At 66.2% G+C, this 20,320-nt stretch carries 15 protein-coding genes; 7 read left to right on the forward strand and 8 right to left on the reverse strand.

All coding sequences use genetic code 11. The annotated features are described in order from the left end of the window. The first annotated feature begins 80 nt into the window (after positions 1-80). Together A9975_RS13490 and A9975_RS13495 are read left to right on the forward strand one after the other, a co-directional pair. Entirely contained in the window at positions 81-2,297 is a 2,217-nt protein-coding gene (locus A9975_RS13490) for a TonB-dependent receptor (protein WP_370564558.1), read from the forward strand. A gap of 3 nt (positions 2,298-2,300) precedes the next feature. Beyond that, positions 2,301-4,727 carry a TonB-dependent receptor gene (locus A9975_RS13495; RefSeq protein ID WP_255503199.1) on the forward strand — a complete coding sequence of 809 codons (2,427 nt, stop codon included), beginning with the start codon at positions 2,301-2,303 and terminating at the stop codon, positions 4,725-4,727. A gap of 7 nt (positions 4,728-4,734) precedes the next feature. Here A9975_RS13495 and A9975_RS13500 read toward each other — a convergent pair whose 3' ends face one another. The 5 genes from A9975_RS13500 to A9975_RS13520 all read right to left on the reverse strand — a co-directional run bounded on the left by A9975_RS13500 (position 4,735) and on the right by A9975_RS13520 (position 9,637). After that, the gene (locus A9975_RS13500) at positions 4,735-5,067 is read right to left on the reverse strand and encodes a hypothetical protein (RefSeq protein WP_183033225.1); all 333 of its coding nucleotides are present in this window, start codon (positions 5,065-5,067) and stop codon (positions 4,735-4,737) included. A gap of 269 nt (positions 5,068-5,336) precedes the next feature. After that, on the reverse strand, positions 5,337-6,698 hold the full coding sequence (locus tag A9975_RS13505) for a GntP family permease (protein ID WP_150985500.1): 1,362 nt from the start codon (positions 6,696-6,698) through the stop codon (positions 5,337-5,339). Between the two features lie 116 nt (positions 6,699-6,814). Further along, entirely contained in the window at positions 6,815-7,207 is a 393-nt protein-coding gene (locus tag A9975_RS13510) for a RidA family protein (RefSeq protein WP_006163400.1), read from the reverse strand. A gap of 40 nt (positions 7,208-7,247) precedes the next feature. Continuing rightward, positions 7,248-8,741: an amidohydrolase family protein gene (locus A9975_RS13515; protein ID WP_183033226.1), complete on the reverse strand. Its 1,494-nt coding sequence runs from the start codon at positions 8,739-8,741 to the stop codon at positions 7,248-7,250. 2 nt (positions 8,742-8,743) lie between these two features. Then, positions 8,744-9,637 carry a MurR/RpiR family transcriptional regulator gene (locus A9975_RS13520; RefSeq protein WP_150985497.1) on the reverse strand — a complete coding sequence of 298 codons (894 nt, stop codon included), beginning with the start codon at positions 9,635-9,637 and terminating at the stop codon, positions 8,744-8,746. 149 nt (positions 9,638-9,786) lie between these two features. Between A9975_RS13520 and A9975_RS13525 the strand changes: the two genes are divergently transcribed. From A9975_RS13525 to A9975_RS13540, 4 genes are all read left to right on the forward strand, one after another. Next, positions 9,787-11,055, forward strand: coding sequence for an amino acid deaminase (locus tag A9975_RS13525; protein WP_183033227.1), 1,269 nt, complete (start codon positions 9,787-9,789; stop codon positions 11,053-11,055). A gap of 103 nt (positions 11,056-11,158) precedes the next feature. Beyond that, positions 11,159-12,094 carry a sugar kinase gene (locus A9975_RS13530; protein WP_183033228.1) on the forward strand — a complete coding sequence of 312 codons (936 nt, stop codon included), beginning with the start codon at positions 11,159-11,161 and terminating at the stop codon, positions 12,092-12,094. An 80-nt stretch (positions 12,095-12,174) separates the two neighbouring features. Next, positions 12,175-12,819 carry a bifunctional 4-hydroxy-2-oxoglutarate aldolase/2-dehydro-3-deoxy-phosphogluconate aldolase gene (eda, locus tag A9975_RS13535; RefSeq protein WP_183033229.1) on the forward strand — a complete coding sequence of 215 codons (645 nt, stop codon included), beginning with the start codon at positions 12,175-12,177 and terminating at the stop codon, positions 12,817-12,819. 84 nt (positions 12,820-12,903) lie between these two features. Then, positions 12,904-14,568: a phospholipase D family protein gene (locus tag A9975_RS13540; protein WP_255503200.1), complete on the forward strand. Its 1,665-nt coding sequence runs from the start codon at positions 12,904-12,906 to the stop codon at positions 14,566-14,568. A gap of 45 nt (positions 14,569-14,613) precedes the next feature. Here A9975_RS13540 and A9975_RS37790 read toward each other — a convergent pair whose 3' ends face one another. From A9975_RS37790 to A9975_RS13555, 3 genes are all read right to left on the reverse strand, one after another. Further along, positions 14,614-14,745 carry an entericidin A/B family lipoprotein gene (locus A9975_RS37790; RefSeq protein WP_006163387.1) on the reverse strand — a complete coding sequence of 44 codons (132 nt, stop codon included), beginning with the start codon at positions 14,743-14,745 and terminating at the stop codon, positions 14,614-14,616. Positions 14,746-14,876: 131 nt separating this feature from the next. Next, positions 14,877-16,214: a GGDEF domain-containing protein gene (locus A9975_RS13550; protein WP_183033230.1), complete on the reverse strand. Its 1,338-nt coding sequence runs from the start codon at positions 16,212-16,214 to the stop codon at positions 14,877-14,879. 257 nt (positions 16,215-16,471) lie between these two features. Beyond that, positions 16,472-17,785 (reverse strand): hemolysin family protein, encoded by a 1,314-nt coding sequence (locus A9975_RS13555; protein WP_174427124.1) that lies wholly within the window; start codon positions 17,783-17,785, stop codon positions 16,472-16,474. Between the two features lie 389 nt (positions 17,786-18,174). Here A9975_RS13555 and A9975_RS13560 point away from each other — a divergent pair, with 389 nt between their 5' ends. Beyond that, complete coding sequence (locus tag A9975_RS13560; RefSeq protein ID WP_183033231.1) at positions 18,175-20,319, forward strand: hydantoinase/oxoprolinase family protein; 2,145 nt, start codon at positions 18,175-18,177, stop codon at positions 20,317-20,319. Position 20,320: the final 1 nt, after the last annotated feature.

A 20,320-nucleotide genomic window follows, 5' to 3' on the forward strand; every position in this document is an offset into this window, starting at 1 on the left:
CAGGAAGATTGAGGGGATTTCGATTCTCGACCGGCCTACAGCGTAGGAACTCAAATTAAACGCTGCCGGAGAAAGGAATCATGTCTGCAACCCGTTATGCCACTGTCATCGCCGCTGCGCGCCCACCCCGACCCAAGCCGTTTGCGCTCGCCGTGCACCACGCTATGGTCTGCCTTGCCATGGGCGCAACCGTGGCGCCGCTTGCCGTGAGCGCACAATCGCAGGCGGCCCCCGCGGACGCCGCGCCGACCCTGCCGGCGGTAACTGTCACCGCCGGCGCCGAAACGCCGGGAGAACTGCCACAGTCGTACGCGGGCGGCCAGGTGGCGCGCGGTGGCCGCCTGGGGCTGCTGGGCAACAAGAGCGTCATGGACACGCCGTTCGCCGTCACCAACTACACCGCGCAGCGCCTGGAGGACCAACAGGCCACCACGCTGGCCGAATTACTGAACAGCGATCCGTCCACGCGCTTCACGGGCCAGGTTGGCGGCGTGACCGACTCTTTCTATATCCGCGGCTTCCCGATCAATGAGGGCAACCTGTCCGAGATCGCGTTCGACGGCGTGTACGGCGTGTCGCCGAATTACCATCTGTTTACCGAGTACCTGGAGCGGGTCGAAGTGCTGAAGGGGCCGGCCGCCTTGCTGTACGGCATGTCGCCGAACAGCGGTGTCGGCGGCGTGGTCAATGTCGTGCCCAAGCGCGCACTGGCGACGGACCTGACGCGTTTCACGCTCGACTATGCGTCCGACGCGCAGGTGGGCGGCGCGGTGGACCTGAGCCGCCGTTTCGGCGAGGACCGCGAGTGGGGCATTCGCTTCAACGGCCTGCACCGGCAGGGGCCGACGGCGCTCGACAGCCAGAAGTCGCGGGCCGAGGTGGCCGCACTATCGCTCGACTACCGCGGCGAGCGCCTGCGGGCCTCGCTCGACCTGATCGAGCAGTACCAATGGGTCGATGCTCCCACGCGTCCCTTCCTGATCACTGCCGGCGTGCAGGTACCGTCGGCGCCGGACGGCAGGCGCAATGTCAGCCAGCCCTGGGGCTGGTGGAAGTCCAACGATGTGTCGACGCTGCTGCACGCGGAATACGACCTCACCGACAACGTGACGGTGTTTGCCGATGCCGGCGGTACCCGCTCCGACGTGGCGCGCTTGTCCGACCAGACGCCAACCATCCTGAATTCGGCCGGCGTAACTTCGTCGGCCGTCCAGAACTGGAAGTTCCAGGTCAACCGCTCGAGCTTCGATACCGGCGTCAGGAGCAAGTTCGAGACCGGGCCGGTCAAGCACGCGCTGGCGCTGCAGGCCAACCTGTATATGGACCGTTTCGCCAGCGCCAACGTGGCCGGCACGCCGGTCACATCCAATATTTACGCCCCGACCGCCCGCCCGGCGCAGAACATTGCCGCGCCGCAAAGCGTGCCGAAGGTGTCCGACTCCACGCTGTCGGGCCTGTCGCTGGCCGATACCTTGAGCGTGCTGGACGACCGCCTGCAGTTCACCCTTGGCCTGCGCTACCAGCAGGTCAAGTCGAGCAACTATGCTGCCACCGGGGCGAAGACCGCTTCCTACGACGAAAGCGCCGTCACGCCGCTGGCCGGCATCGTCTTCAAGCCCTGGCACAACGTCTCGCTCTATGCCAACTATGTGGAGGGGCTGAGCAAGGGAGACATCGCGCCGGCGACCGCGTCGAATGCGGGGCAGGTCTTTGCACCGTACAAGACCAAGCAGCAGGAGGTGGGCATCAAGCTCGATTCGGGCAAGGTGATGGCGACCCTGGCCGCGTTCCGCATGACCAAGCCCAGCGGCCAGCTGTACGGGACGGTCTATGCCATCGACAGCGAGCAACGCAACCAGGGGCTGGAGCTGACTGTATCGGGGCAGGCCTACAAGGGCGTGCGCCTGCTCGGCGGGCTGACCCTGCTTGATGGCGAACTGACCAAGACCAACAGCGCAGCCACCCTTGGCAACCGCCCCGTGGGCGTGCCTACCGTCATGGCCAACCTCGGCAGCGAGTGGGACCTGCCGTGGGTTCCGGGCCTGACGCTGACCGGCGCGGTCAACTACACGGGCAGCGAGTACGTCAACCAGGCGAACACGCAGCAGGTGCCGTCGTGGACAACCGTCGATCTCGGCGCGCGCTACAAGACGTCGATGTACGGCAAGTCCACGACGTTCCGGGCGGGGGTGTTCAATGCGTTCAACCGGAAGTACTGGTCCGGGGTGGCATCCTACGGCACGATCTCGCTCGGCGCGCCACGGACCTTCATGGCTTCCATGAGCGTGGATTTCTAAGCGTTGGCCGCACGACGCCTCGCGCTTTGCAGCGCCTTCGCTTGTCTCGCCCTCGGTTTGGGCGTGGCGCCGGATGCGGTGCTCGCGCAGGCGCGTCCTGTAGCAAGCCCGGTGGCGAGCACGGGCCAGGCGCGGATGTTCGCCATCGCGCCTGGCCCGCTTTACGTGGTCCTCAATCGTTTTGCCAGCGTCGGCGGCATCGATCTTTCCTATGATGCCGCACTGCTCGGCAGCGCCCAAAGCCCGGGACTGAATGGCATCTATACCGTGCCGGACGGGCTGAGGGCGCTGTTGGCGGGTAGTGGGCTGGAAGCGCTGGAAGTGCCGGGAGGCGGGTTCTCATTGCGTCTGGCGCAGGCTGTCTCCGGCACCCAGGCCGCGCCATTGCTGCCCACGGTCACGATCGTCGGCGCGGCTGCGAGCGAGTTACCCCCGGCGCTTGCCGGCGAGCAGGTCGCGCGCGGTGCCAGGCTTGGGCTGCTGGGCAACATCGACATCATGGACGCGCCGTTCAGTATCACCAGCTACACCGCCAAGGCGATCGAGGACCAGCAGGCGCGCACGGTGGGCGATATGGTGGCCGTTGACTCGTCCGTGCGCTATGTCAGCCAGCCTGGCGGCATCCTGGACGCTTTCACGATCCGCGGCTTTCCCGTTGGCAATGGCAACTTCGGCGAGATTGCCTTCGACGGCATGTACGGCGTGGCCTCCAACTACCGGGTGTCGACCGGCTACATCGAGCGCGTCGAGCTGATCAAGGGCCCGACGGCCATGCTGATCGGCATGGCGCCCAGCGGCAGCGTCGGCGGTGGCATCAATATCGTGCCCAAGCGGGCGACCGGTCCCGACCTGACCCAGGTCACGGCCGACTATGCCGCGTCATCGCAACTGGGCGGCAACCTGGACGCAAGCCGGCGGTTCGGCGCGCAGCGGCAGTTCGGCATTCGCTTCAATGGCAACTATCGGGCGGGCGACACCAATCTGGACAACCAGTCGCGCCGCGCTGGTGCTGGCGCGCTGGCACTGGACTACCAGGGCGAGCGCCTGCGCGCGACGCTGGATTTCATCGGCCAGCAGGAGAAGATCGCCGCGCCATCGCGCCTCTTGCATATCGTTTCCGGCATCAATGTACCCAATGCGCCCAACGGGCGGCGCAATGTCTCGCAATCCTGGGAACACTCCAGTATCCGCGACCAGTCCCTGCTGGTGCGTGCGGAATACGACATCGGCGACAAGCTCACCTGGTTCATCGCCGGCGGTGGCGGCCGTACGCGGGTGGCCCGGCTCTTTGCCATCACGCCCACCCTCATCAACGAGGCCGGCGATATTGCAGTGCTGGACTCGAACTACAGGTTCAATGTAGCCCGCACTACCATGGACACGGGCCTGCGGGCCCGCTTCGACACCGGGGCGGTGGGCCATCAACTGAGCTTGCTCGTGAGCGACTATCGGGACCAGCTGGAGCGCAGCTTCAACAACGCCACGACCACCTCGCTGACCAACCTCTACCAGCCCGTGTCGTTGCCGGTGCAGTACATCGCGGCGCCGGCCGGCGTGCCGAAGGTCTCCCAGACGCGGCTGTCCGGCGCGGCCCTGGCCGATACGCTGTCGATGCTGGACAAGCGCGTGCAGCTGACGCTGGGGCTGCGCCATCAGCAGGTCACGTCAGACAATTTCAGCGCCGGCGGCGCCATCGCTTCGCACTACGACCAGGGCGCCTGGACGCCAATGCTTGGCCTGGTGGTGAAGCCCTGGCAACACGTCACGCTGTATGCCAACCGCGCCGAAGGGTTGAGCAAGGGCGACACGGCCCCCGGCAGTGCCAGCAATGCCGGCGAGGTATTCGCGCCTTACAAGTCAAGGCAGCTTGAGTTCGGCGTGAAGGTCGAGCAGGGCGGGATGATGGCGACCGTCAGCGCATTCCAGATATCCAAGGCAAGCGGCCAGATGTCCGGGACGCTGTTCGCGGCGGACGGCGAGCAGCGCAATCGCGGGTTGGAGTTCGGGCTGCTTGGGGAAGTGGTGGCAGGCGTGCGGCTGCTGGCCAGCGCCACCGTGCTCGATGCCAGGATTGTCCGCAGCAGTAGCCCCGAGTTGGCCGGCAAGGCCGCTGTCGGCGCGCCGACGCTGCAAGCCAACCTGGGCGCCGAATGGGATGCCGGCTTCGCGCCGGGCCTGACGCTGGCCGGTGGGCTGGCCTACACGGGACGGCAACATGTCGACCAGGCCAATACGCAAAGTATCCCGCACTGGACCCGCGTCGACATCGGTGCGCGCTACCAGACTACCGTGGCGCGCAGGCAGACCACCTTCCGCCTCAATGTCCGCAATGTCTTTGACAAGCATGACTGGGCGGCGGTTGATGCCTACGGCGGGCTGGCGCAAGCCGAGCCACGCACGCTGCTGCTTTCGGCGACGATGCGCTTCTGAGGCAGTTCTACTTGGTGGCGGTGGATTCCGCGGCGCGCTTGTCGGCATCGCGCAGGCGCTTGACGGCTTTGCCCAGCAGCCCGCCTTCGCTATCCGACACCGCTTCTTCCAGCGTGGCAAGAGCGGCCCTGATCTGCGTGCCGTGCGCGTTCGAGTACGCCTGGTCTTCGATCAACGCGTCGGCTTCCTTGCGCACGCGCTTACCCAGCTTGCGGGCGAACTCGGGATCGAGCTGGCCTTGCGCCGTGGCATTGGCGATGTGGTCAAGCAGGGCGATCAGGCCCGGCGCGGTCGTGGTGGCCGGGACAGCGTCCTCGGTTTTCCTGAGTTTTTTGGGCATGGTTCTTTTCCTCCGGTTGGGGCTCGATTCTAGCGCTAGGGGGAAACCCGGACCTGCTTCCCCGCATGAAAGATTTGTGACACCTTGTCGGCGCGACGGGTGATGCCCGGTATCTGGCAGCGGCAGGAAAAAACGTGGGGTGCCGATGATTTGCTGCGGTGCACACAATATCACATTGCGGGCGGCATAAAAAAAGGAGGGACACCGCATGTGTCTCCTCCCTTTCGGCGGGCGCCTTGCGGGCACCCGGCCTGATCCTGTTCGGACGCTCAGACTACCGTGGCAAGCGCCAGGGTCAGAAGCAGCGCGATCACCGAGATGAGCGTTTCGCACACCGACCAGGTCTTGAAGGTCTGGGCCACGGTCATGTTGAAGTACTCCTTGACCAGCCAGAAGCCGCCGTCGTTCACGTGCGACAGGATCAGCGAGCCGGCGCCGGTGGTCAGCACCAGCAGCTCGGGCCGGGTGCCGGGCACGCTGGCGGCGATCGGCGCGACGATGCCGGCAGCCGTGGTCATGGCCACGGTGGCGGAGCCGGTGGCGATCCGGATCAGCACGGCGACCAGCCAGCCCAGCAGCAGCACCGACACATGCGCGCCGGTGGCCACGTCGACGATGGCGTTGGAGATGCCCGAATCGCGCAGCACGCGGCCAAAGCCGCCGCCCGCGCCAACCACCAGCGTGATGATGGCGGTGGGCGCCACGCACTCGTTGGTGAACTTGAGGATGTTCTCCCGGGTGAAGCCGCGGCGCTTGCCGAAGGTGTAGAAGCTCACCAGCGCGGCGATCAGCAGTGCGATCACCGAGTTGCCGATCAGCTTGAGGAAGTCGTTGGCAAAGCTCTTGGGCGTGGTGATGAGGTCAGCCCAGCTGCCGATCAGCATCAGGATCACGGGCAGCAGGATGGTAAACAGCGTGATGCCGAAACCCGGCAGCTCGTGCGAGGCCTTGACGCCTTCGTCCTCCTCGGTGAACTGCGCGGCGAGCGGATTCACATCCGGCAGCGTCACGTAGCGCGTCATCAGCTTGGCGAACAGCGGGCCAGCGATCGCCGCCGTGGGAATGCCCACGATCAGCGCGTACAGGATGGTCTTGCCGATATCCGCCTTGTAGGCGGTCACCGCCAGCAGCGCGGCGGGGTGCGGGGGAATCAGGCCGTGCACCACCGAAAGGCCGGCCACCATCGGGATGCCCACCAGCACCATGGAAGTGCCGGTACGCTTGGCCACGTTGAAGGCGATCGGCACCAGCAGCACGAAGCCCACTTCGAAGAACACGGGCAAGCCGACGATAAAGGCGATGGTCACCATGGCCCAGTGCACGTTCTTCTCGCCGAAGGCGTCGATCAGCGTGCGCGCGATGCGCTCGGCGCCGCCGGACTCCGCCATCATCTTGCCGAGCATGGTGCCCAGGCCCACCACCAGCGCGATGTGGCCGAGCGTGCCGCCTACGCCGGCCTCGAACGATTTGACGATGTCGCCCATCGGCATGCCCACGGCAAAGCCGAGCAGTACCGAGACGACTACCAGGGTGATAAAGGGATTGAGCTTGAATTTCGCGATCAGCACGACCAGTGCGATCACCGCGATCAACGCGTAAAGCAAAAGGGTGGTTCCGGTTACGGCGCCCATGTTGTCTCCTTTGTGCGAGGTCCGCCGGGACTCCGGCGGGGCTCCCTCGCGTCCGCTATGAAAAGGGCCGCGCTGGCGGCGGCCGGTTCAGGTTTTCGTGGCGGGCTGGCCCGGGATCAGGCAGCCGGCTTCTTGTAGGCGATGCAATCCACTTCGACCTTGCAGTCCACCACCATGCTCGATTGCACGCAGGCGCGCGCGGGTGGGTTGGCGCCGAAGTATTCCTTGAAGATCTTGTTGAACGACGCGAAGTCGCGCGCATCGTCCAGCCACACGCCGCAGCGCACGATGTGCTCGGTGCCGTAGCCGGCTTCGGCCAGGATGGCCAGCACGTTCTTGATGGCCTGGTGGGTCTGCGCAACGATGCCGCCGTCGATCACCTCGCCGGCCACCATCGGCACCTGGCCGGACACGTAGAGCCAGCCGTCGGCTTGCACGGCACGGGAAAACGGCATGTGCTGGCCGCCGGTGCCGGCGCCGCCCTCGACGCCAAATCGTTTGATATCCATGGGGACTCCTGAAGCAGATTGCAAATTGGGAAATGGGTGGTTACTGTGCCGGCGCCGCACTGGCCCCGGCAGGCTTTGCGCGCGCGAGGAAGCGGCCGGCCCGCGCGCCGGTGGGCTTGCGCTGCTGCCACGACAGCTCGCCGTTGACCCACACGCAAGCGATGCCCTCGGCGGGCTGCATGGGATCGGTGAAGCTGGCCGCGTCGCGGATGGTGGCGGCGTCGAACAGGACCAGGTCGGCCCAGTAGCCTTCGCGCACCAGGCCGCGCCCGGCCAGGCCGAAGCGCTCGGCCGACAGGCCCGTCATCTTGTTGATCGCTACCGTCAGCGGGAACAGTTCGCGGTCACGGGCGTAGTGGCCCAGCACGCGCGGAAAAGCGCCCCACAGGCGCGGGTGCGGCAGCGGATCGTTGGGCAGGCCATCGGAGCCCACCACCGTGGCGGGATGGCTCAGGATGCGGTCCACGTCCGCGTCTTCCATGCAGTGATAGACCGCGCCGGCGGGTTGCAGGCGGCGCGCGGCGTCTTCGAGCCCTAGCTCCCACTCGGCCGCGATATCAGCCAGCAGGCGCCCGCCCATCTCGGGGTGCGGTTCGGACCAGGTCACCATGATGTCGAAATCGCTGGTGACCTGCTTCAGGTCGAGCGTGGAGGAGCTGGCGGTGTAGGGATAGCAATCGCAGCCCACCGGCTGCCAGCGTTGCGCGCGCTCCAGCGCATCCAGCACTTCTGCACTGCGACCCCAGTTGTCCAGGCCAGCGCACTTCATATGCGAGATCACCACCGGCACGCGCGCATGGCGCCCGATGCGGAAAGCTTCATCCATCGCCTCCAGGATGTCGGCAAACTCGCTGCGCAGGTGGGTGGCGTAGAGCGCGCCCGCGTGCGCCAGCGGCTCGGCCAGCGCCAGCACTTCGTCCGTGGTGGCGGCAAAGGCGTTGGCATATGCCAGGCCGGTGGACAGGCCAATGGCGCCATGGTCGAGCGCTTCTTGCAGCTGGGCGCGCATCGCCGCGATCTCGGCCGGGGTGGCGGTGCGGTCCAGCCGGTCCATGTGGTTGCTGCGCAGCGCCGTATGGCCGACCAGCGCGGCCACGTTCACGGCGGGCCGAGCTGCCTGCACGGCCGCGGCGTAGGCGGCGAAGTCAGGGTAGCAAAAGGCATCGGCGGCGCCCAGCAGGTTCATCGGGTCGGGCGGTTCGCCGCGCAGTGTGACGGGCGCCGCGCTGATGCCGCAGTTGCCGACGATCACCGTGGTGACGCCTTGCGATAGCTTGGGAGTCATCTCGGGCTGGCGAACCACGTTGGTGTCGTCGTGCGTGTGCACGTCGATAAAGCCCGGCGCCAGCACCAGGCCCGCGCCTTGCACCACATGCGCGGCGCTGCCGGGGTCGATGGCATCGGCGCCATCCTCCAGCATGGCGATGCGCGCGATGCGCCCGGCGCGCAGCGCCACGTCGGCTGCGCGCGCCTCGGCGCCGGAGCCGTCGAGCAGGGTGACGCCGCGGATGAGGGTATCGAACAGTTCAGGCATGGTCAGTCTCCGAGCGGCTGGCGGCTATCGGTGGCGCCAGTGCCGCGGTGCGCGTCGAGCACGTACTTGAGCCGGCGCAGGTTGTCCTGGCTCTGGTCTTGCTGCAGCAGGGCAAGCTGGGTGGCCAGCACGTCCATGACCAGCAGCATCGCGTAGCGCGAGGCCGAGGGCTTGAAAATAAAATCCGTTTCCAGCGTGCGCACCGGCAGCAGCACGTCCGCGCGCGCCGCCAGCGGCGAGCCCAGCGCGGTCACGGCCACCAGTTTCGCGCCGTATTCGCGGGCGATATCGCAACTGGCCAGCATCTCGGGCACGTTGCCCGTGGCGGAGAACGCAAGCACGACATCGTCCTTGTGCAATGTGGCCGCCACCATCTTCTGCAGCAGCGCGTCCTGGTAGCTGGCCACGGGACGGCCCAGCCGGGCCAGCCGGTAACGCGCTTCGTCGGCCATGAAGGACGAGCCGCCACCCATGCCAAAAGCGTAGACCATGCGCGCCTCCAGCAACAGGCGCGCCGCACGCTCCATATGGTCGGGATCGATCAGCTTGCGATTGACCTCAAGAGAGTCCAGGATATCCGCATGAATGCTGTCGGCCAGCGTAGCGGGGGACGGCTCCGCCGCGCGGGCGACTTCCGCCTGCAGGAAGCGCTGGCCCACGGCCGTGGCTTGCGCCAGTCGCAGCTTGAGGTCGCGCACGTCGCGGCAGCCGATGGCCTTGGCAAAACGGGTCACGCTGGCTTCGCTCACCCCGGCCTGCCGCGCCAGCTCGTTGATGCTGGTGGCGGCGGCGCCCGCCAGGTCCTGCAGGATCACCTGGGCGACCTTCTGCTCGGCCAGGCGCAGCGTGGGGCCACGCTCGGCGATGCGGGTCAGGATGTCGAAGGGCGCGGACATGGTTGGCGGGTCAATGGTGGGGGCGAGCCGTCCCGGGTACGCAATGTCGCCTCGGAGCCAGCTTTGAATGTTACTTTATAACAAGGGTGAAATATCGTAATTTCAAGGCTATGATTACGTCAATCGGAATTTTGCAGGATGATGACAGCATGCGTGAAATAAAGTACCAAGCCGGCACGATTGATCCGCTCAACAAGGCGCTGGGCAAGCTCGACGCCCCGCTGGCGCCCGATGCGGCCGGCCAGGTGGGCTGGCAATTGCTGGCGGAAGACCTCAGCCTGCCAGCCGCTGTGCTGTATGAAGAACGGCTGGCGCATAACCTGGAATGGATGCGCCGCTTCATGGGTGAGTACGGTGTGCAGTTGGCGCCGCATGGCAAAACCACCATGGCGCCCAAACTGTTCGCGCGCCAGCTGGCCGCCGGTGCCTGGGGCATCACGCTGGCCACCGCGCACCAGACTGCCGCCGCGTACGCGCACGGCGTGCGGCGTGTCTTGATGGCTAACCAACTGGTGGGCCGGCGCAATATGGAAATCGTGGCCGACCTGCTGCGCGATCCGGATTTCGAGTTCTTTACGCTGGTGGATTCGGCGGCGCTGGTGGACCAGCTGGGCAAGTACTTCAGCGCGCGCGGCCAAAAGCTGCAGGTGCTGCTGGAACTGGGTGTGACGGGCGGACGCACCGGCGTGCGCGGTGCGCAGCAGCAAGAAGCGGTGCTGGCGGCGCTGGCGCGCTGGCCCGGCGTGCTGTCGCTGGCCGGCGTGGAAATCTACGAGGGTGTGCTCCAGGAAGAGGCCGATATCCGCGACTTCCTGCGGCGCACCGTGGCGGTGACGCGCGAGCTGTTCGCGGCCGGCCGCTTCGGCCGCAGCCCGGTGGTGATGTCCGGTGCGGGCTCAGCCTGGTACGACGTGGTGGCGGAGGAGTTCGCCCGCACCGATATCGGCGCGCCGATCGACATCGTGCTGCGCCCGGGCTGCTACCTCACGCACGACGTGGGCGTCTACCGCGCCGCGCAAAAACGGATTCTGGCCAGCAACCCGGTCGCGCAGAAGATGCGTGAGGGCCTGTTGCCGGCCTTGCAGTTGTGGGCCTATGTGCAGTCGATTCCCGAGCCGGAACGCGCCATCATCGGCATGGGCAAGCGCGACGCCGCCTTCGATGCGGGCATGCCGATCCCGGCGCAGGTCTACCGGCCCGGTGCAAGCGCGCCGGTGGCGGTGCCCGCGCATTGGGAGGTGACGGGCATGATGGACCAGCACGCTTACCTGGCGATCCGCCCGGGCGACGATGTCCAGGTCGGAGACATGGTGGCTTTTGATATTTCCCATCCCTGCCTCACCTTCGACAAGTGGCGCCACATTCCGGTGCTCGACGGCGACCTGCGCGTGATCGATCTCGTGCAGACGTTCTTCTGAACGGCGGCACGCAGCAGCAAAGACAGCGATAACGGCAACGACAGCAACGACAGCAACGACAGCAACGACAGCAACGACAGCGACAACAGGGGACGCTTGCATCATGAGCATCGACATTCTCGCCTTCGGCGAAGCGCTGGTTGAGTTCAACCAGCAGCCCGACGATCCCGCCCGCTACCTGCAGGGCTTTGGCGGCGACACTTCCAATTTCTGCATCGCCGCGGCGCGCCAGGGCGCCCGCGCCGGCTATATCAGCGCGGTGGGCGAGGACACCTTCGGCGAGCGGCTGCTGGCGCTGTGGACGCAGGAGCGGGTGGATACCCGCCACGTGCGCATCGACGCGGGCGCGCCTACCGGCGTGTACTTCGTCACCCACGACGCGCACGGGCACCGTTTCGACTACCTGCGCAGCGGCTCGGCGGCCAGCCACTACAGCCACGAGAACCTGCCGCATCACGCCATTGCCGAAGCGCGCTATCTGCATGTGTCAGGCATCAGCCTGGCCATCAGCACCAATGCCTGCGATGCCGGACTAGCAGCAATGGAGCATGCGCGCAAGGCTGGTTGCCAGGTCACGCTCGACACCAACCTGCGCCTGCGGCTGTGGACCCTGGCGCGCGCGCGCGGCATCATGCGCGAGGCCTTCGCGCTGACCGATGTGTGCCTGCCGAGCTGGGACGACATCACCGTGCTGACGGGCCTTGATGACCGCGACGCCATCGTCGACTACCTGCTGGGCTGCGGCATCGGGCTGGTCGCGCTGAAGCTGGGCGAGGAGGGCGCGTACGTGGCCACGCCCGAGGCGCGCACGCTGGTGCCGCCGTACGCGGTGCGCCCGGTGGATGCTACCGGGGCCGGCGATTGCTTCGGCGGCAGCTTTGTCGCGCGCCTTGCCGCCGGCGACGACCCGTTCGACGCCGCGCGCTACGCCAATGTGGCGGCCGCGCTGTCCACCACGGGCTATGGCGCCGTAGCGCCTATCCCATCCACCGAAACCGTGCTGGCGCGAATGGCGCAGTCTGTTTCCGTGATCGCCTGATTCTCAAGCCATCAAGCCATCAAGCCATCAAGCCCTAAGCCCTAAGCTCAATCGTCCGACCTGACCGAAGATCCACTCCCATGCAAACCCAATCTCCCTCGCTGATCGAACGCCTCGTTAACGTGCCGGTGATCCCGGTGCTCGAGTTCTCCTCCGTGGACGAAGCCCTGCATGTGTCCGACGCCTTGATCGGCGGCGGCCTGCCCGTGCTGGAGATCACGCTGCGCACGCCGGTGGCGCTCGACGCCATCAAGGCGGTGGCGGCAGCTTTCCCGCAAGCCTGCGTAGGCGCGGGCACGGTGTTGACGGCGGCCGACCTGAAGGCCGTGAGCGAGGCCGGCGCGCAGTTCGCGGTTTCACCCGGGCTCACGCCGGCGCTGGCCGTGGCCGCGCAGGGTGCGGGCGTGGCGCTGTTGCCTGGCGTAGCCACCGCCAGCGAGGCGATGGCCGCGATGGAAGCCGGTTTCAAGTTCCTGAAGTTCTTTCCGGCGGAAGCGTCGGGCGGCGTGCCGATGCTCAAGTCGCTTTACGGGCCGTTCGCGCAACTGCGCTTCTGCCCGACGGGTGGCATTGACCTTGCCCGCGCGCCGACCTATCTCGCGCTGCCCAATGTGGTCTGCGTTGGCGGATCCTGGGTGGTGCCCAAGGATGCGGTGGCCAAGGGTGACTGGGCGCGGGTGCGCACACTGGCGCAGGAGGCTGCTGCGCTGCGCAAGCCCGCCTGAAGCGCCCAAGGCGTCGGACAAAGGCGGATAGCGGGCCGCCGCGCCAGGTTATAAGCTTGGCATATCCCGACTGCTGGAGGCAGCATGGCTGTGCAACTTGCGGGTCCGGCCCCGCGTGGCATGGCAGCTTCCCGCCGCCGCGGCGCGATACTGGCCCAGCGGCTTGGCCGCGTGTTGATTTGCGCATGCGTCCTGTTTGCCGAGGGTTGCGCCAGCCTGCCCAAGGAAGCGCCGCGTGAGCAGAGTGCAGCCTTGGCAGATCCGGCGACCACCGCCCTCGGGCGGCTGGTTGCGCAGAGCGCGCCCGATCAGGCGCTGTCCGGCTTTCATGTGATCGCCTCTGGCGAAGAAGCCTACGGCACGCTGATTTCGCTGGCCGACCATGCCACGCGCACCCTGGATCTCCAGTATTACATCATCGAGGCCGACGAATCATCCCGCGAGATCCTGCGGCACGTGCGGGCGGCGGCCGAGCGGGGCGTGCGCGTGCGCGTGCTGGTGGACGACCTGCATAGCGACGGCAAGGATCGCGCCTTCCTGCGCTTCGCGGGCCATCGCAATATCGAAGTACGCATGTTCAACCCGTTTCCTGCGGGGCGATTCTCCAAGCTGACGCGCATGCTCTCGTCTGCCACCGATGTCCGCCGGCTCAACCGCCGCATGCACAACAAGGCCTTTATCGCCGACAACGCGCTGGCCATGACGGGGGGGCGCAATATCGGCAACGCCTATTTCCTGCGCGCTCCCGATACCAATTTCGTCGACCTTGACGTGATCGCTGCCGGCCCTGCGGTACGGCGGCTTTCCGCCGCATTCGACCAATACTGGAACAACCCGCTGGCCGTGCCGGTGGAAGTCCTGGCAACCCCGGCGGAGGCTGCGGATGCGGCCTCCGCCTCCGGCGCTAGCGCGGCGCGGCCCGAGCAGGCCCTCGTCGACACGCAGACGGATAGCAAGCGCATCGAAGCACTGGGCATGACGCCTCCCGGCAAGATCGATGCACGGGAGAGCTTCCTGGGCCGCCAGTTCACCGCCGGCGGCAAGCTGGCTCTCGAATGGGCTTCGGCAAGCGTGATGGTCGACGCGCCAAGCAAAGCCGCGCCGGACCAGGCGCCGGCCGCCGGCGAGACCATGAGCGAGGAGCTAGGGCACATGCTGAGCGGGGCGAGCCAGGAGGTCATCCTGATCTCGCCCTATTTCATCCCGGGCGACCGCGGCGTCGCGTGGATGGCGGCTCTGGTCAAGCGGGGCGTCAAGGTGCGGGTCTTGACCAACTCACTGGCTGCCACCGATGCGCCCATCGTCCATGTGGGCTACCGGCGCTATCGTCCCGACCTGCTGCGCGCGGGGGTGGAGCTGCATGAGCTCAAGTCGCGCCCCGGCCGGCCGCAGCGGATCATCGGGGATTACACCTCTTCGCAGGCTAGCCTGCATGTGAAGGCAGCCGTCGCCGACAGGACCAACCTGTTCGTGGGATCGATGAACTTCGATCCACGCTCGGCCAGCCAGAACACGGAGACGGGTCTGATCATCCATAGCGCCAAGCTCGCGCAGCAAGTCGCGCAGTTGTTCGCCGGGGCGATTGACGACAACAGCTACCTGCTGCGCTTGTCCGATCAGGGCGCGGTGCAGTGGGTGGATGGCAAGGGGGATAAGGCGGTGGTGTTCGATACCGAGCCGGATACAAGCTGGGAGAAGCGCTTGTGGATAGACGTACTCGCGCCGTTCACGCCTGAGCAGTTGTTGTGATGCAGCGGAGCGCCATGCCTGGCGCTCCGGTGCCGTCAGCGCATCTTACTTGCTGCGATCGGCTGCGCCTTCAAGCTTTTGGCCACCCTTTTGTATATCCTGGCCCAGGCCGGCCATGGTGTTGCAGCCAGCCAGCAGGGTGGCAAACAGAACGCAGAAGATCCATCCTTTTTTCACGCCAGACTCCTTTCGGTCATTGAATTCGCCGCAATTTTACCGTTGTCGCGGCGCTCTATTGAAGCACGATGCGTGCCATTTTGTAACCGATCGTGCCAAGACTGTGACGCGGCGCGGGCACGCGCTGCGCCCTAGGTCAGCAATTCTCGCGCGCGTGCGCAGATCGCAGCATGTGTCTGCGCCAGCCAGTGCGCGGGGAAGGGTTGTGCCAGCAAGTATCCCTGTATGGCGCAGCAGCCCCAACGTCGCACTTCGGCCAGTTGGTGCCGTGTTTCGATGCCCTTGGCACAGACTGGCAGGCCAAGGCGCAGCGCCTGCTCGCAGGCGGCTTGCAGCCGGGCGGCGGCGCCGGCCTGCCCTGGCTGCTCGCTGCTGCCGATGCAGCGCGCGTTGAACGTCAGTAAATCGGGTTGCAGGCGCTCCAGCGTCGACACGCCGCCGGGCGCGTCGGCAAAGTCGCTCAGGGCAAACCGCAGGCCCGCGCCGCGCAACGTGGCGAGCTTGGCCGCGGCAACGAGGTCGCCGGCCAGCAATGCCTCGCCGGGAATCTCGAGGCAGATCCTTGCCGGGTCGAGCTTGCGTGCCGCCAGGGTGCGCAGCAGGGTGTCAATCAGCGGGGTGCCGTGCAACTGGGCGCTGGAAACCAGCAACGACAGCTCCACCGGATCGGCGACACCCGGGCATTCCAGCAAGGGCAAGGCGTTTTCCATCAGCCAGCGTGCCACCTCGCCCATCATGCCAAGAGATTCCAGCGCGGGCAGGAAGTCTTGCGGCGCGACACGCCCCAGCTCGGGGCTCTGCCAGCGCAGACGGGCCGTGTAGCCAGTCACGCAACCGGTGGCCAGCGATGCCCTTGCCTGCAGGTTCAGCGCGATCTGCCCGCGCGCCAAGGCAGAGGGCAGGGCGGCCAGGAGCGGTGTGGAGAGTGATTCAGGGGTGGCAACGGCGCTACCGGCAACGCCGTCGCCGCCGCGTTTGCGTACGCGCAGCATCGCGTCATAGGCCTCATGGAGGCTTCGCTCCGCCGGCTTGTCGGGTTCGTCCAGCGCCACGCCAATGCTGCTGGACAGGAACAACTCGAACCCGTTCTGCACGAACGGCCGCGCCAGGCCAGCGGCCACGGCGCGCGCCAGGCGCATCGCCGCTTCCATGGGATCGGCCGCCGGCAGTGGCTGCGGGGGCAGCGACACAACCGCGCCGATATCAGCCTGGCCTAGCCAGTTCACTTCGGCCGTCTGGGCCAGCGCGGCTACGCGCGCCGCCGCCTGCGCGCGTAGCCGCGTCGATAGCGCTGCACCAAGTGTTTCGCTAGCGTAGGTAAAGCGATCGAGGTGGATCACCAGCACCGCGAAGCGCCGCTGGGTGGCCAGCGGCGCCTGGCGCCGCGCCATCAAGGCAGCCACGAAGCCGGATTTTTCATGAGGGTCCACCTCCGGCGAGCGGACGGCATCGTCTGCGTCTGGATGCATTGGGGGTCCCTGTGGGCAGCATGATTTCGCCGCACGGTGGCATGAGCGCGGCCCGCCTGGGCGCTGGCCGCCGCAACCGCCGCGCCATCGGCGCGCCGGCTCGGGGACCTGGCCCTCAAGCCGGCGTCAGGGATGGCATGGCACAGTGACGATCATACGGCAGAGCGAGCGCGGCCCGAAGCGTGGCGGACACAGGGATAGTGCGGATTCGCCGGGGCTTGACGGAGGTCAAGTTTCGGCGGCGGGCGGGTCTGGGGTCAGCCGGTGGTCTCGGCGTCGGCGCCGTCGTCGGGCAGCACGCGCGACGCCAGTACCTTGTCGATGCGCTTGCCGTCCATGTCCACGATCTCGAACTTCCAGTCGCCCCAGCGCACGGTGTCGGTGGTCTGCGGAAGGCGGCCCAACAAAAGCAGCAACATGCCGGACAGCGTGTGGTAACGCTCCTTGTCCTCTTCCGGCACCTGGCGCAGGCCAATGCGGTCTTTCAGTTCGGGGATGGGAATGAGGCCATCGAGCAGCCAGGAACCGTCCTCGCGCTGCACGGCCCATTCCTCGCCCACGCCATCCTGCTTGAATTCGCCGGTGATGGCCTCGATCAGGTCCTGCAGTGTCACCAGGCCTAGCACCTCGCCGTATTCGTCGATGACAAAGGCGATCTGGCCGCCGGAAATGCGGAAGTTCTCCAGCAGTTCCATGCCGGTCACGCTCTCCGGCACGAACACCGGAGGCTGCGCCACGGTGGCGAGGTCGGTCGGCTCGCCGCGCAGGCGGCGCGCCAGCAACTGGCGGGCGCTCACCACGCCCAGCATGTCGTGCATGCCGCCGCGCACCACCGGGAAGCGCGAGTGATCGGACTCCTCGATGCGGCGCAGGTTTTCTTCCAGCGGGACTTCCACGTCCAGGCAGACCACATCGCCGCGCGGCACCATCAGCGAGGTGAGCTGTCGGTCATCCAGGCGGAACACATTACGCACCATGGTGTGCTCGTGCTGTTCGATGACGCCGGCTTCCGAGCCTTCCACCAGGAGGGCATGGATCTCTTCTTCGGTCACCGCCGGGCCGCGGCCGCTTTTCACGCCAAGCATGCGCAGCACCAGCCGGGTCGAGCTGGATAGCAGCTTGACGAACGGGGTGGAGGCCAGCGCCAGGAAGGAAATCGGGCGCGAGACCAGGCGCGCGATGGTTTCGGGGGCCATCTGGCCGAGGCGCTTGGGTACCAGCTCACCCAGCACAATGGAGAAATAGGTCAGGCCGGCCACCACAATGGTGGTCGCCACCCAGCCGGCGGTCGAGGCCTGCATGCCAAAGCCCTGCAGCCAGACGCCGAGCGGCTGCGCCAGGGTGGATTCGCCAACGACGCCGTTCAGCACGCCAATGGAAGTGATGCCGATCTGGACGGTAGACAGAAATCGGGTGGGATCCTCGCCCAGCTTGATCGCTTCGATCGCGCCGCGGTCGCCTTCTTCAATGCGCCGCTGCAGGCGGGCCTTGCGGGCTGTCATCAAGGCGATTTCGGACATCGCGAACAGGCCGTTGATCAGGATCAGCGCCAGTAATATGGCAATTTCCATCAGGGTGCGCGCCCTGTGCGCGCAGGAGTTATCGAGGCCCAAAGCATAACATTGCTGTGTGTCAGGGCCGCTGCGGGCTTGCCTGGATTGCCGTGCCAATTTCCCCTTGCGGCACTTTGCGCTGACCGAGCCGTCACCGGCGGACAGCGTGAAAACCGAACGGTACCCCCGTTCGAAAACGCGACGTTCGAGACGGTGCAAGTCGCTTCCTGCGCCGGCCTTTGCTCGAAACTGTTCGCTATCTCATTGATATAAAACAGAAAATACTTTTCTCCAGCGGTTGGCACAGCCGTTGCGTTACTGCCACCGAACCACCGTGCCATGCGGTGAGTTTGGCAACGGCGCTGCCTGGCAGCGGCCGTGAACGCTGACAAAGCAAGGAGACAAGTATGGAAGTGCAATCACAAGTCCAGGTGATGGGCATCGACGCCGGCGGCACGATGACCGACACCTTCTTTGTGCGCGGCGACGGGCGGTTCGTCGTCGGCAAGGCGCAAAGCAACCCGGAAGACGAATCCCTGGCCATCTTCAACTCCTCGGAGGACGCGCTTGCGCACTGGCAGCGCGGGGTCGACGACGTGTACCCCGAACTGCTGACCTGCGTGTACTCGGGCACCGCGATGCTCAACCGCGTCGTGCAGCGCAAGGGGCTGGACGTGGGCCTGATGGTCAACAAAGGGTTCGAGCACGTCCATTCGATGGGGCGGGCCATCCAGAGCTACCTGGGCTACGCGCTGGAGGAGCGCATCCATCTCAACACGCACCGCTACGACGAACCGCTGGTGCCCCTGTCGCGTACCCGCGGCGTGACCGAACGCACCGACGTGCAGGGAGAAATCGTGATCCCGCTGCGCGAAAATGAAGTGCGCCAGGCGACACGCGAATTGGTGGCGGCCGGGTCCAAGGCCGTCGTGATCTGCTTCCTGCAATCGCACAAGAACGGCACCAGCGAGCAGCAGGCGCGAGATATCACGCGTGACGAGCTCAAAAAGCTCGGTGCCGATATCCCCGTGTTCGCCTCGGTGGACTATTACCCGCAGCGCAAGGAAAGCCACCGGATGAACACCACGGTGCTGGAGGCATACGCGGCCGAGCCCTCGCGGCAGACGCTGAAAAAGGTCAGCGACCGTTTCAGGAAGCACGGCGCCAAGTTCGACCTGCGGGTGATGGCCACCCACGGCGGCACCATCAGTTGGAAGGCCAAGGAACTGGCGCGCACCATCGTCTCCGGGCCGATCGGCGGTGTGATCGGCTCCAAGCTGCTGGGCGAGACCCTGGGCTACGACAATATCGCCTGCTCCGACATCGGCGGCACCTCGTTTGACATGGCGCTCATCACCAAGGGCAACTTCGCCATCGCCGCCGATCCCGACATGGCGCGGCTGGTGCTGTCCCTGCCGCTGGTGACGATGGACTCGGTGGGCGCCGGCGCCGGCAGCTTTGTGCGGCTTGATCCCTATAGCGGCGCCATCAAGCTCGGCCCGGACAGCGCGGGCTATCGGGTCGGTACGTGCTGGCCGGAAAGCGGGCTGGACACGGTGTCGGTCTCGGATTGCCACGTGGTGCTGGGCTACCTCAATCCTGACAACTTCCTTGGCGGCGCGATCCAGCTGGATGTGGAGCGGGCGCGCCAGCATATCAAGGCGCAGATCGCCGATCCGCTGGGTTTGTCGGTAGAGGACGCCGCGGCCGGCGTGATCGAACTGCTCGACCTGCAATTGCGCGAGTACCTGCGTTCCAACGTGAGCGCCAAGGGCTATAACCCAACCGAGTTCGTCTGCTTCTCCTACGGCGGTGCCGGGCCCGTCCATACCTATGGCTACACCGAAGGGCTGGGCTTCAAGGATGTGATCGTGCCGGCGTGGGCGGCGGGCTTCTCGGCGTTTGGCTGTGCTTGCGCGGACTTCGAGTACCGCTATGACAAGAGCGTCGACCTGGCGCTGCCACAGGATGCTGCGCAGGAGGACAAGGCCCGGGCGGCCCAGACCATCCAGAAGGCATGGTCGGACCTGGCTGCCAAGGTGATCGAGGAGTTCAAGATCAACGGCTTCAAGGCTGAAGACGTGATCCTGCGGCCCGGCTACCGCATGCAATACATGGGCCAGCTTAACGACCTGGAAATCAGCTCCCCGATCGTCAATGCCGCCACGGCGGGCGATTGGGACCAGATCGTCGATGCCTTCGAGGAAACCTACGGCCGCGTGTACGCCAGTTCGGCGCGCTCGCCCGAGCTGGGTTTCTCCGTGACTGGCGCCATCATGCGCGGCATGGTGATCACCCAGAAGCCAGTGCTGCCGGAGGACCCGGAAGGCGGGCCGAAGCCCCCCGCGCAAGCACGGCTGGGAACGCGTGCGCTGTATCGCCAGAAGCAGTGGCACGACGCGGTGCTGTGGAAGATGGAAGCGCTGCTGCCCGGCAACATCATCACCGGGCCGGCCATCATCGAGTCGGACGCCACCACCTTCGTCGTGCCCGCGGGCTTTGCCACCACGCTCGACAAGCATCACCTCTTCCACCTTAAAGAAGTGAAGTAAG

This window comes from Cupriavidus sp. UME77, assembly GCF_014170355.1.
Taxonomy (GTDB): Bacteria; Pseudomonadota; Gammaproteobacteria; order Burkholderiales; family Burkholderiaceae; genus Cupriavidus; species Cupriavidus basilensis.

What these genes read in the sequence shown, in the direction of transcription:
- A9975_RS13490 (WP_370564558.1), top strand. Translation starts at nt 81, where the DNA reads ATGTCTGCAACCCGTTATGCCACTGTCATCGCCGCTGCGCGCCCACCC.
- A9975_RS13500 (WP_183033225.1), bottom strand. Translation starts at nt 5,067, where the DNA reads ATGCCCAAAAAACTCAGGAAAACCGAGGACGCTGTCCCGGCCACCACG.
- A9975_RS13505 (WP_150985500.1), bottom strand. Translation starts at nt 6,698, where the DNA reads ATGGGCGCCGTAACCGGAACCACCCTTTTGCTTTACGCGTTGATCGCG.
- A9975_RS13510 (WP_006163400.1), bottom strand. Translation starts at nt 7,207, where the DNA reads ATGGATATCAAACGATTTGGCGTCGAGGGCGGCGCCGGCACCGGCGGC.
- A9975_RS13515 (WP_183033226.1), bottom strand. Translation starts at nt 8,741, where the DNA reads ATGCCTGAACTGTTCGATACCCTCATCCGCGGCGTCACCCTGCTCGAC.
- A9975_RS13520 (WP_150985497.1), bottom strand. Translation starts at nt 9,637, where the DNA reads ATGTCCGCGCCCTTCGACATCCTGACCCGCATCGCCGAGCGTGGCCCC.
- A9975_RS13525 (WP_183033227.1), top strand. Translation starts at nt 9,787, where the DNA reads ATGCGTGAAATAAAGTACCAAGCCGGCACGATTGATCCGCTCAACAAG.
- A9975_RS13530 (WP_183033228.1), top strand. Translation starts at nt 11,159, where the DNA reads ATGAGCATCGACATTCTCGCCTTCGGCGAAGCGCTGGTTGAGTTCAAC.
- eda (WP_183033229.1), top strand. Translation starts at nt 12,175, where the DNA reads ATGCAAACCCAATCTCCCTCGCTGATCGAACGCCTCGTTAACGTGCCG.
- A9975_RS13540 (WP_255503200.1), top strand. Translation starts at nt 12,904, where the DNA reads ATGGCTGTGCAACTTGCGGGTCCGGCCCCGCGTGGCATGGCAGCTTCC.
- A9975_RS13550 (WP_183033230.1), bottom strand. Translation starts at nt 16,214, where the DNA reads ATGCATCCAGACGCAGACGATGCCGTCCGCTCGCCGGAGGTGGACCCT.
- A9975_RS13555 (WP_174427124.1), bottom strand. Translation starts at nt 17,785, where the DNA reads ATGGAAATTGCCATATTACTGGCGCTGATCCTGATCAACGGCCTGTTC.
- A9975_RS13560 (WP_183033231.1), top strand. Translation starts at nt 18,175, where the DNA reads ATGGAAGTGCAATCACAAGTCCAGGTGATGGGCATCGACGCCGGCGGC.